Source organism: Variovorax sp. Varisp85 (assembly GCF_047304045.1).
GTDB lineage: Bacteria > Pseudomonadota > Gammaproteobacteria > Burkholderiales > Burkholderiaceae_C > Variovorax.
This window is the reverse complement of record NZ_JBGLYN010000011.1, coordinates 92,078-103,998: the sequence shown is the minus strand read 5'-3', so window position 1 is coordinate 103,998 and position 11,921 is coordinate 92,078. Positions and strand designations below refer to the sequence as shown.

Annotated in this window: 10 protein-coding genes; 5 read left to right on the top strand and 5 right to left on the bottom strand. The window is 63.7% G+C overall.

Annotation, left to right across the window (positions count from 1 at the left end):
- The 5 genes from ACCC97_RS07035 to ACCC97_RS07015 all read left to right on the top strand — a co-directional run.
- Window positions 1–756 (top strand): DUF2345 domain-containing protein (locus ACCC97_RS07035; RefSeq protein ID WP_413331946.1); only part of this gene is annotated, 756 nt, incomplete at its 5' end.
- A 118-nt stretch (window positions 757–874) separates the two neighbouring features.
- On the top strand, window positions 875–1,837 hold the full coding sequence (locus ACCC97_RS07030) for a DUF4123 domain-containing protein (RefSeq protein ID WP_413331945.1): 963 nt from the start codon (window positions 875–877) through the stop codon (window positions 1,835–1,837).
- A 19-nt stretch (window positions 1,838–1,856) separates the two neighbouring features.
- Window positions 1,857–4,538: a T6SS effector BTH_I2691 family protein gene (locus tag ACCC97_RS07025; RefSeq protein WP_413331944.1), complete on the top strand. Its 2,682-nt coding sequence runs from the start codon at window positions 1,857–1,859 to the stop codon at window positions 4,536–4,538.
- 10 nt (window positions 4,539–4,548) lie between these two features.
- Window positions 4,549–5,661 (top strand): hypothetical protein, encoded by a 1,113-nt coding sequence (locus tag ACCC97_RS07020; protein ID WP_413331943.1) that lies wholly within the window; start codon window positions 4,549–4,551, stop codon window positions 5,659–5,661.
- Window positions 5,662–5,749: 88 nt separating this feature from the next.
- Window positions 5,750–6,874 (top strand): hypothetical protein, encoded by a 1,125-nt coding sequence (locus ACCC97_RS07015; RefSeq protein WP_413331942.1) that lies wholly within the window; start codon window positions 5,750–5,752, stop codon window positions 6,872–6,874.
- A 43-nt stretch (window positions 6,875–6,917) separates the two neighbouring features.
- Here the strand turns inward: ACCC97_RS07015 and ACCC97_RS07010 are convergent, their stop codons facing one another.
- The 5 genes from ACCC97_RS07010 to ACCC97_RS06990 all read right to left on the bottom strand — a co-directional run bounded on the left by ACCC97_RS07010 (window position 6,918) and on the right by ACCC97_RS06990 (window position 11,921).
- A complete protein-coding gene (locus tag ACCC97_RS07010) occupies window positions 6,918–7,838 on the bottom strand; it encodes a helix-turn-helix transcriptional regulator (RefSeq protein WP_007837300.1) in 921 nt (306 codons plus the stop codon).
- Between the two features lie 97 nt (window positions 7,839–7,935).
- Window positions 7,936–8,634 carry a fumarylacetoacetate hydrolase family protein gene (locus ACCC97_RS07005; RefSeq protein WP_413331941.1) on the bottom strand — a complete coding sequence of 233 codons (699 nt, stop codon included), beginning with the start codon at window positions 8,632–8,634 and terminating at the stop codon, window positions 7,936–7,938.
- Window positions 8,635–8,852: 218 nt separating this feature from the next.
- Window positions 8,853–9,824 (bottom strand): ABC transporter substrate-binding protein, encoded by a 972-nt coding sequence (locus tag ACCC97_RS07000; RefSeq protein ID WP_413331940.1) that lies wholly within the window; start codon window positions 9,822–9,824, stop codon window positions 8,853–8,855.
- Between the two features lie 14 nt (window positions 9,825–9,838).
- Window positions 9,839–10,657: a class II aldolase/adducin family protein gene (locus ACCC97_RS06995; RefSeq protein ID WP_413331939.1), complete on the bottom strand. Its 819-nt coding sequence runs from the start codon at window positions 10,655–10,657 to the stop codon at window positions 9,839–9,841.
- A gap of 145 nt (window positions 10,658–10,802) precedes the next feature.
- On the bottom strand, window positions 10,803–11,921 hold the full coding sequence (locus ACCC97_RS06990) for an LLM class flavin-dependent oxidoreductase (RefSeq protein WP_007837309.1): 1,119 nt from the start codon (window positions 11,919–11,921) through the stop codon (window positions 10,803–10,805).

The following is an 11,921-nucleotide window of genomic DNA, read 5'->3' as shown; positions in this document are numbered from 1 at the left end:
GCGAACGGCCTGCTGCTGAGCACCGAGGCCCGCGCGAACGCCCAGGCCCACATCGCGGACATGCGCGAGACCACCGCCAGGCTCACCCAGGCACGTGATCTGCACGAAGGATTGAGTCAGGCTGCGCAGGAAGCCAAGGCGCACGAGAGCGGCGACCAGGATGCAGTGACCAAGGCGCTCAAGGAACAGAACGACGACATCAGGGGCCAGGGCAGCGACCCGGCCCACGGCACCTTCCCCGAATTCCAGGAGCCGCACCTGACGCTGGCCAGCCCTGCGGGCATCCAGGCCACGGCCGCCGGCAGCACGCACATCGTGAGTGGCGAGCACACGGCCATCACCAGTGGCGCGCATGCCAGCATCGGCGCCGGCAAGAGCCTGCTGGTCAGTGCGAAGGAGGCCGTGCGCCTGTTCGCCCACAAGGCGGGCATGAAACTCACCGCCGGCAGTTCCGACATCGACATCAGGGCGCTGAAGGCCAGCGTCAATGTGCTGGCCAAGATGAACATCAAGCTGGAGGCCAACCGCATCACGATCACCGCCAGGGACGAGGTGCTGATCAACGGCGGCTCGAGCTACACGCGCTGGAATGCGAATGGCATCGAGCACGGCACGATGGGCATCTGGCGCGAGCATGCGGCAACGCACAGCCTGGTCGGGCCTGCCAGCCTGCCGGTCAAGCCGCACAGCGAATCGGACTGCAAGCTCAGGGAAAACGGCGCGGCCAACGAAGGCGCGGGCTCATTGGCACGTTGACCCGATGGCGCTTCCCGACAACACACCTTCGGACCCACGCTGCGTTGCGCTGGTCCGGCAACTGCGATCGGCCTTCAACGCATCGGCTCGAGTGCTCGACGCTGCCGGAGGGCGCCCCTTGCGCGCCTATCTCGTGCTCGAGAACTGGCACGCCGGCGCATTGACCGGCGCCCTCGAAGAACACTACCCCGGCATGGCCGAGGAACGCGTGGCCGTGCCCGACCGCCACTTCAAGCACCGCGAAGAGGACGCGCCCTGCCTACTTCAGTTGCCGGAGCATTGGGCCGATTCGTCCCCGCACCCGGCGCTCGCACGCCTGGTCGCCAACGATCTGCCCGGATGGCTCGCGCAAGCCTGGGTGCAGGCCGAACAGCGCCAGATGCGGCAACCGCTGTGCGGCGTCCTCTTCAGCGAATTTATCGCCGTGGCCATTGCCGATCATTGGGCGGTGCTGGGCGATCAGCTGTCGCCTGCCGACGGCAGCGCGCGCCTCTTGCGCTATCAGGACCCGCGCGTGCTGCAGCGCGCATGGCCCGTGCTGTCCGACGCGCAACGGCAACGGTGGCTCGGCCCCGTGCGGCGCTGGTGGACGCTGGAGCAGCCCTGGGGACCATGGTCCTTGGCCGACTTGGTGCAGCAGGACGTCCTGGCCACCTCTCGCGAGCCCGAGTGGTTCCAGGCATCCGCCAGGCCCGACGGCAACGCCGAAGTGCTGTCGTCGTCATCCGTCGGCCGCCTGGGTTTCGACCTGCCCCAATGGCAGGCTGCGCATTCCGCGCCGGCGGGCCATCGCGTTTGGGCGCGCCTTGCGGGCAATGGCGTGCCCGTCGACCGGCAACCCGGCGGCGCCGCAATGAGCCGCCTGCTGGCCCAAGGCCAGAGCCTCGGCCTGAGCGACGACAACCTGGAAGATTTCGTCGACCTCACCTGGCGAGCACATCCGACCCAAGGCGCGAACCGAGAGGCCTTCTGGCAGTCGCCAAGCGAAGCCGCCCTGCTCGCCCGGATCCTGGACGCGTTGCGCCGCCGGCCGGACCTGCGTTTTGGCACCGCATACGCCGATGCGGTTTCTGCGACATAAGGAAAGAAAGAAAGCCCCGATGCCCTGCGCCACACCTTGCAAGAACTGCGACCGCAAGGGCCTGCCCATTCTGTTTGTCCGCTATGCGGCGGCTTACAGCGCGCAGACCAAAGGCATGAATGCCCTCAAGCAACTGCAACCCATGGGCCAATTGCAGGCCCAACCCGGAGGCGTCGCCATGCAGGCCGCGCTGTACAACGTACGCCTGCTGCGCGCAGGCTACTTGTATGTACGCATCGAGCGCAAAGGTCTCGCCCCCGAGTGGCAGGGCTACGTCGTGCACCCGCATGGCTACCTGGGTGAGTTTCCGGTGGCTCTGCCGCAGGCGGCAGAGTCTCACCCGGCATGCGAAATGGAGTTCCGTGGAGCCAACAGCTCGATGGTGTGGGTGAGCGATGCAAAGAACGTCACCAAGCTCGACTACATGTTCAATCCCGACCCGATCGACTACGAACACCTGAAGAAGGAGATCGAGCCGAACCTGGACAAGTACACACAAGGCTTCGACGTTGCGGGATGGGCAGGCGGTAACACGAGCCAAAAGGACACGCTGCAGCCCGGACAACTCAACGGGCAGGTGGTGGAGTTCAGCGCGCTGAGCACGCCATCCGTGCGCGACGCCATCGAGCCGCAGATGTATGGGCTGATGGGAAGCAATGCGCAGGAGCGTGGTTGGGGCGACTATGACGAACAGGTTGAGGTGCAAAGTCCAGGCTATGACGTGATGGGAAACGCTACCGGCGTCACGGAGATCAGCACCGACACGAGGAGGCGCATCGGTCCAAGCTATGACAAAGCCCATGGAGCTCGCCTGGAGCGTATGCGCATTTTCCTGTTGAAGAACAAGGGGGCGGTGGTGGCATGCGACGATGCCGTGGGCATTGCCCAGGAGCTTGGGCACTTGCAAACAGAAGCTCAAACGCCCTACAGCCATTGGCAGATCGAGCAGGCCGGCGGGTTTTCCAAGGGCGTGACCAATGAATGGGTTCTTCAAACGGCAGTGAGCGCCAAGAGCCTGCGAGACCTCGTCAAGAAAGGCGCGTTTCAAACGATTGGCAGCGGCTACGAAGAATCCAAGAGCTTCCATGCGCCGTTGCCCAACGATCCTCAGGCACGCGCCCTGGAGCTTGCTGCACGAAATGCCAGCAGAGAGCGAAACAGAGCGCAGCAGGAAACGACCGCCACTCAAAAAATAGACGCGCAATTCATGCGGCTGTTCGATGAATCGACGGCCAAAAGCTTTGTCGATACCGTTCACAAGCCAGCGCATGACAAGGTCCAAGCCTTGCGCTCCAAGCTCGGAGAGGATCAGGGCCGCTGGCTGGGCAGCTCATCTCTCTTCAATGTGATGGGTCGCTACAGTGGCAAGGACGCTCGCGTAGATCGCCCCGGTGGTGGAGCAAACCTGAGTCTTCAACTGGCCCAATGCCTGGCAGGCACCGAAAGCAATGACTGGGGCCGCAAGTGGCTGGAGCAGTTGGATCTCTGGGGTGACAACGCCCTCTCTCGCACGCTGTGCTTCAACAACTTGGCGTACCTGGCGTCGCTCCGACCCGCGGTGGAAGAGGAAGGACAGGCCGGACAAACGACGGCGTTGCCAGCGCCGGACCCCAGCGTTCGATTGCTGGAAAGCCTGGCAGTCAAGCTCAAACTGCTCGCTGGGCGCGTCGGCCTTGGCGACAAGGCCCTTGCATTCATGAGTGAGTTTCCCGCCCTCGGAGAAAGCGGCAGGTTGCGCAAACTGGCGTGGCCCGCGCATGTCATGACACTGATGAGTGTGAAGATGGTCGCGGGCCTTTCCGCATTGCCTGTGACCCGCAAGGAAGCGCAGTTGGTCCGCTATATGGCGTTGACCGGCATCACCACGCTAGGGCGAACCGTGGAGAATGAAGGCGAGCGCTTGCAGTTGCGCGCCAATGACGTAAGGCGCGCACAGATGCTGGGGCGTGCCGAGAAGTTGACCAAGCTTTCCACTGCTCAGAAGGGCAAGGCCGGCGAAGCGGCGATGGATCGAGCGAAAGGTGCAGCGCCTGGTTCACGCGCAGCGATGCTGGCCGGTGTCTTTGACTTCGGAGCCAGCTTGTTGAAGGGTGGACAACTTATCGTCAACCCTGATGGGCGCACCGCGGTGGAAATGGCGGGCAACGTCTTGCAAAGTATCGGCTCGATTGCAGACTGGCGCGCCAAAGCGTACGAAGAGACGATCTTCAAGGGCATCAAAGGCGCCAACGTATACAAGGAGAAGGTCTTGGAGATCGGTTTGGACACGTTGAATGTCGCGCAGCTGAGGAATCTGCAAAAAATGGCATTCAAGTTCTTGCTGCCCGCGGCGATGGTTTCTGTTTGGTTTGATGGGATAGATGCCGCGCAGTCGATACGGAGAGAGCAAGATGCATTGGCACTGGCGCAGATCACGAGTGTCTTCGGTACCATTTTCACAATTACTGGAACAGCAGTGATTGCGTTCGACATTTCCATTCTTGGAATCACTTCGGCAAGCCTTGGTGCTGTGCTGGGATTAGTCGGAGCGGTGCTTGTCGTTGCTTCTGTCGTTGCAATCGCAATCTTTAAGGAAGATGAGTGGATTAACTGGTTGACTGACTGTCCTCTGAACAAGAGTAAAAAGCCAATTCATGGTGATCTGAAAGAAACTTTGCAGAAATTGTCGAACGTGCGAGCTGAGCTGCAGCCAGCACATTAGGGAGTAGAGAATGTTCCCAAACGAACACGTCTATCAACGTGCGCGCAGGCGTTCGATTGCTGAGGGACGCAGGTGTGTGCAAGCCGACGGCAGCAAGAGATTGCTGATGGTCGATGAGTGTCTCGATTCCGTTGGCACAACAATACCAGGTCGATCCCTCTACGCGCAGAACGAAACCTATCTGGAGTTTTGCAATTCGGGGTGGGAGCAACAGTGGAAAGCCGGCATCGGTTCGTTTTTTGTCTTGCTGCCTTGTTTGCTGGTTTTTTGGGGGCTCTACGGGTTTGCAATACACCCGTTCATCACCGGAAACATGCTCTTCCTTTGGTTTGGAGCATTTGAAGCACGGTCAAATTTTGTCTGGTTCGGCTGGCTGCTGCTTTTCCCTTTATCCCTCGGCTGCTGCGTCCTGTTGTGGCTGTGGTTCGACATCATGGGTGCGCGTACGTGCTTCTTCACCTATGCACGAGGCCGCATTCGCTTTAATCGAGTGACGCGCAAGGTCTACCTGCTGAGGCCAAGAGGTTGTGGTGGCAACGCCGTGTTCGACTGGGACCGCCTGCGCGCCATCGTCGACATGGATGGATATGACCTGCTGGCCAGAAAGAATGGTGCGCCCGGCAAGGCTGCTTACTACTCGCTCATCCTCTACCACCCACCGCTTGATGCAGCCGACCCGCTTGCCAAGGGCGAAGACGCCATCTTCGTTGGCCCGACATTGCCCATGCAGCAGGACGCGGCCCCGCTATGGGAGTACATCCGCTGCTACATGGAATACGGTCCTGGCCAGGAAGGCATCCCCGAACGGATAGAGCAGCAACACACTACTTATTGCGGCAAGCCCAGTCCCAGCCAGTACAGACTGGAACAACGTCCCGGGGTGATGGAAACCATGTATCACATGCTCAGTCAGGTGACCTGCTCGTGGCCCAGATTTCCGAAGGAATGGGAAAGCGACAGTGGAATGGGAGAACCTGAAGAGAAGCCCGTGCAAACGGGCGCCGTAATGACGGCGCTCGTCCATCGAGCACAAGGCAAGTTGAGCAAGACCGACGAGATCGAGTTCTTGAAGCGATGGGGAGCAGCCCAGACAGTGCAAGAAGCAAGGTCACAAAAAGCATAAATGAGTACGACGACCGGTAGCCGAACATCTGTTGGGGGCTTGCAGGGCTCTAGCTTTGCAGGTGACCTGCGATCAATCTGAAGAATCCATGTTCGTTCGCGAAAACAGCTACCGACTGGCCCAGCGCCGCTCCTCCGAAAAAGGCCGCACTCACATCAACCTGGATGGGCAAAAGCGCTGGCCGACATATCGCACCGGCGCACGTGGCATCGAGATCCCGGGCCGGGCCGCCTATGCCCAGAACGACGCGTACCTGGAACTGTGCAATCCGGGATGGGATTTTCAGTGGCGTGCAGGTATGGGGAATCTTTACGTCATCTTGCCCGCCGCCGTATTGATCTGGATTTGGTATGGATTTGCAGTCCATCCTCTTGTCTTCAAGACGATCATCTTTTTCTGGCCGACCATGGCCTACGGGAGCGAGGACTGGCCCTATCTTGTCTTCGGTTGGCTCCTGCTTTTCCCTCTCGCTTTGGCTAGCGCCTTCATGATCTTCGCGTGGTTCCACTGCATGGGCATGCGAACCTGCTTCTTTACTTACGCGCGCGGACGTATTCGCTTCAATCGGCTCACTCGCAAGGTGTACGTGCTGCGCCCCCGCTATTGCGGCGGCAACGTGGTGCTGGACTGGGAGCGCCTGGCGGCGCTGTTCGAACCGGAAGGCTCAAGCGCGGGCGCCAAGCAGACCATCAAGGCGCTGGCGCTACATCACCCGCCCTTCGACCCAACCGATCCGAACGCGAAAGGCGAAGACTGCATCTTCGTCGGCCCCGCCCTGCCGGGCCCACAAGAAGCAGCGTATCTGTGGGAGTACATCCGCCAGTACATGGAGGTCGGCCCTACGACCGATCACATTCCGGCCGACGCATCTTCTACCTACAAGGGCATTGCCCGTTACCTGCAGCCTGACTACACCACCTATTGCGGCAAACCCGACTCGCGCCAGTACGGGCTGGAACAAAAACCGGGCTTCATGGAGACGAGCTTCCACATGATGAGCCAGATCACCTGCTCTTGGCCAGCATTCCCGAAAGAGTGGCAAAGCGATTCGGGCATTGGCGAACCAGAGGACAAGCCCGTGCAAACGGGCGCCGTGATGACGGCGTTCGTCCATCGGGCCCAAGGCAAGCTGAGCAAGGCCGATGAGATCGAGTTCCTGCAGCGATGGGGAACGGCCGAAGCGGTACAGGAAGCAATGCCAAACAGGAAGTGAAGCAACTGCGAGCAGTTGCACATAGGCACGTCCTCGGTGCGAATCACCCTCGCTTGCTCACCACATGCTCCCGCCGAAAGTTGCGCGGCGTACTCCCCACCCACTGACGAAAGCGCCGGTTGAAATACGCCTCGTCGGTAAACCCGCACTGGTGCGCAATCTCCCGCACCAGCAGCGAGGTGGAGGACAGCAATTCTTTCGCCCGCTCGATGCGCCGCTCGGTAACCAGGTCGGTGAATGTGCGATCGGTTTCCTTGCGCAGCAGGTTGGCGAGGTAGTTGGGCGAGAGAAACGCAGCGGCCGCGGCATCGGTCAGCGACAGTGGCTTGTCGAGGTTGTCGCGCACGTAGCGCACCACGCGTTGCAACGCGTCCCGCTGCGAGGTTTTCCCGTTGTGCTGCAGCGAAAGGCGCATCAGCGCCTGCTCCTGCCGCATGCAGGCCAGGGCGATGATCTGCTGCACGATGCCACGCATCGCGATCTTGGCACCGAAGCTGCGGCCCGCGTTCAGCGCGTGCAGCTCGTCGAGCCAGCCGCGCACGCGGGCGAAGTCGGCCTCGTCGAAGGCGAAGTCGACGTACTCCTGGAACAGGAAGGGCGCGAGATCGGGGTAGCGCGCGAGCGACACGTCGTCGAGGTCGAGCGCGTCGACCTCGAGTTCGGGCCACAGGAAGCGCTGGTCGAAGTTGACGATGCAGTACAGCGCATCGGGCGGATGCGGAATCACGTGCACCCGGTACGGCAGCACGAAGCTCAGGTGGCGCGGGCCGAAGGGGCGCACCTCGCCGCCGATGGCCTGCTGCGAGCTGCCCTCGATGCCGATCTGGATCTGGAAGTACGCGTGCCGGTGCGGCAGCGTGAGCTCGTTGCGCGCACCCTGGAAGCGGATGTCGAAGTCGAGGTGGTCGGCACGCTCGTGCATGCCGTAGGTGCGGACGGACGTGGGGGGAGGAGAGGTGCGCATCGGAGAACGGGCGGGTCGGCAGGCGTCTGCCCGCGAGGGTACGCCAACTCGCGGCCCGGAAGGCCGGCCCGGCTCGATGCGCAGGCCGTCCTCAAGCTCAGACGACCGCGACGTCCAGCGCGCCCACGCCCGCCACCGTGCCGCGCATGCGGTCGCCCCGCTGCACGGCGGCGACGCCGGCCGGGGTGCCCGTGAAGATCAGGTCTCCGGGCTGCAGCGTGAACAGTGTCGACAGGTAGGCGATGGTGTCGGGCACGTTCCAGATCATGTCGGCAAGGTCGCCGACCTGGCGTTGCGTGCCGTTGACTTCGAGGCGGATCTCGCCGGTCGCGGGGTGGCCGGCATTGGCCACGGGCACGAGTTCGCCGCAGGGCGCGGAGCCGTCGAAGGCCTTGCCGGTGTCCCAGGGGCGGCCCATTTTCTTGGCCTCGCCCTGCAGGTCGCGGCGGGTCATGTCGAGGCCGACGGCGTAGCCATACACATGGCCGAGTGCGGCCGAGGCGGCGATGTTCGACCCGCCGGTCTTGAGCGCGACCACGAGTTCGATCTCGTGGTGCACGTCGTTCGACAGCGTCGGGTACGCGAACTCGTTGCCATCGGCCACGATGGCGCTGGCCGGCTTCATGAAAAAGAACGGCGGTTCGCGGTCGGGGTTGTGGCCCATCTCGCGGGCGTGCTCGGAGTAGTTGCGGCCCACGCAGAAGATGCGGTTGACCGGGAAGCGCGCGCGTTCGCCCTGGATGGGCAGCGAATGAACGGGCGCGGGGGGAATGGCGTAAAGAGTGTCGGTAGTCATTCGACGACTCTAGCCAGCACCGCCCTGCGCCTTGGGGACGCATCTATGCGAGTCTTGGACTCAGCTACGGTTTCATCTCGGTTTTTTCCGGGGTGCGTGCACAGGCCACCGGGTGCTCCCCGCAGCGAAATAAAGGAGGAGCCCGAAGGGCGGGGACATTCGCGGAGCAAGGTGCCCCGTCGGCGGGATCGCGCCCTGAACAGCTACTGCACGATTTGCTACCCAGCCGCACCGAACCCCGTATCGAAGGTCCCCTTCACGTCGAGCGGCTGCTTGATAAGCCCGAACTGCCGGTAAAAGTCCGCCGTGCCCTGCTGGTCGGCGATGACCTGCGCGTCGATGGCCACCCACTTCTGCTGGCGGCGTTCGAACTGCAGCTTCGCCGCCTCGGGCGGAATGCCGACGATGCGCGCCAGCGCGGCCGAGTAGGCGTCGACGTTGCGGTACGACCAGAGCTGCGCCTTCACCACGCGCTGCAGAAAGTCCTGCAGCACGGGCCGCTTCGACACGATGGCGCTGTCGGTGGCCGCGAGATAGCTGAGCCCCGGCAGCAGGCCGCGCCCGCTGACGAGCACGCGCGCATGATGGCTGACCTCGGCCAATGCGGTGTACGGCTCCCACGTGGCCCAGGCGTCGACCGAGCCCTGCGTCAGTGCGAGCTTGGCGTCGGCGGGCGCGAGGAACCGGATGTTCACGTCCTCGGGCTTGAGGCCGGCCGAGGTGATGGCCTTCAGCGTGACGTAGTGGCCGATGGAGCCGCGGTTCGTCGCGATGCTCTTGCCCTTGAGGTCGGCGGCGGTCTTCAGCGGTGAGTCGGGCCGCACCAGCACGGCCGTGCCGTAGGAGTCGGAGCGGTTCGCGCCTATGGCCTTGACGCGCGTGCCCGCCGCCAGCGCGAAGATCAGCGGCGCGTCGCCGATGGGGCCCGAATCGACCGCAGCGGCATTGAGTGCTTCGGCCAACGGCGCCGCGGCCGGGAACTCCGACCACTGGATGTCGTAACCGAGGCCTTCGAGCCCGCCCGCCGCTTCGAGCAGCGCGCGCAGGCCGCCCTTCTGGTCGCCGGCCTTGAGCACCGGACGACCCTGTGCGGCAACCGCTCCCGGCAGAGCGACAGCGGCGGCAATCGATGCCCCCTGGACGAGAAACCGGCGGCGGGAACCGCGGGCAATGGATGTGCTGAAGTTCATGGCATTGCCCGTCGTCACAGCAGGAGTTCGGGCTCGGCTTCGAGCAGGCCTTCGTAAAGGCTGTCGAAGGAATGGATCGCACCTTCGGGTCCACCGATCTGGCTGTGCGTGTGGCGCGCGGTTTCTTCGTCGATGGGCTGCGGCTTGCCGGCGGCTTCGGCGAGAAGTTGCGTGTGGCAGGCGTTGTCGAGCGCGATGTACCACCACGCAGCGGCTTCCACCGTAGGCCCGGCCGTCAGGATGCCGTGGTTCCTGAGGATGGCCCCCTTGCGGTCGCCCAGCGCCTGGGCGATGCGGTCGCCCTCGTTGGTGTCGACCACCATGCCGGTGAAATCGTCGAACAGCGCCACGTCATCGTGGAACACGCAGCTGTCCTGCGTGAGGGTGTCGAGCTTGCGGCCCAGCGTGGACCAGGCCTTGCCGTAGGTCGAATGCGTGTGGGCAGCCGCAACGATCTTCGGGTTGTGCTCGTGGATCGCGGCGTGGATGGCAAAGGCGGCCTTGTTGAGCGGCCTGTCGCCAATGACGGTCTCGCCCTTCGAATTGACGAGCAGCAGGTCGGACACCTTGATGCGCGAGAAATGAACGCCGAGCGGGTTGACCCAGAAGTGGTCGCTCAGCTCGGGGTCGCGCGCGGTGATGTGGCCGGCCAGGCCCTGCGCAAAGCCGAAGCGCGCGAACAGGCGGAAGGCGCCGGCCAGGCGCTCCTGCCGATGGCGGCGCTCGGCCTGGACGGTGGGGCGCGCAGGGATGGGGTCGAACCAGTATTTCTGCTGCGGGTTCGGGTTGAGCTTCAGCGACGCGTGGCGGTCGATGGAAAGAACGGCACTCATGGGAGATTCCTTGGTGTTCGGTTTTGCTCCTTCCCCCTCTGGGGGAAGGTTGGGATGGGGGCTCGACGGCTTCGAAGCCATGACGGTGTTGAACGCCGCTTGCCCCCACCCCTGCCCTCCCCCAGGGGGGCGGGAGAAAGAAGAGTCAGGCGGCCTTGCGGGCGGAAGCCGAGCGCTGCGCCACCAACTCCCGCGTGCGCGGAATCAGCTCGCGCCCATAGTCCAGCGCATCCTCCAGCGGATCGAAGCCGCGGATCAGGAAGGTCGTCACGCCCAGGTCGTAGTAGTCGAGCAGCGCATCAGCCACCTGCTCCGGCGTGCCGACCAGCGCGGTGCTGTTCGAGCGGCCGCCGATCTCCTGTGCCACTGCGGTCCATAGCCGCTTGTCGAGCCGCGAGCCTTTCTCGGCCGCGGCCAGCAGGCGCTTCGCGCCTTCGCTCTGCTGCGGACCGCCTCGGTTGTAGCCCTGCACCACGCGCAGGCGCTTGGTCTCCGCCAGGATGTTCTCCGCGCGCGCCCACGCGGCCTCTTCGGTCTGCGCCAGGATCGGACGGAACGACACCGAAAAGCGCACGCCGCGCCCATGCTTCGCCGCCTCGGCGCGCACGCGCGTGGTGAGCTCGCGCGCCTGGTCGAGCGACTCGCCCCACAGCGCGTACACGTCGGCGTACTTGCCCGCGACCGGAATCGCGGCCTCGGAAGCCCCGCCGAAATACACCGGCACATGCGGCTTGCCGCTGCGCGTCTGCACCGGCTTGACTTCGGAGAAGGCGTTCTGGAAGCGGTAGTGCGCGCCCTCGTGATCGAAGGGCTTGTCGGCCGTCCATACCTTGTGCAGCACCTCGAGGTATTCGTCGGTGCGGGCGTAGCGCTGGTCGTGATCGAGCCAGTCGCCGTCGCGGCGCTGTTCCTCATCGGAGCCGCCCGAGATGTAGTGCACGCCAAGCCGGCCGCCGCTGAACTGGTCGAGCGAGGCAAACTGCCGCGCGGCCAGCGTGGGCGCGACGAAGCCGGGGCGGTGCGCGAGCATGAAGTGGATGCGCTCCGTGACCGAGGCGGCGTAAGCCACCGTGAGCGTGGCGTCGGGGCTGGTCGAGTGGTGCGGCACGAGCACGCGGTCGAAGCCGGCCTTCTCGTGGGCCTGCGCGAAGGCGCGCACGTAGTCGCGGTCGAGCGACGGTCCGTTGGCGGCGTGGATCTCCGAGACCTTCTGTCCCTGGATCATGCCGATGAATTCGACGCCGTCCTGGTGTTGCTGGCTCAT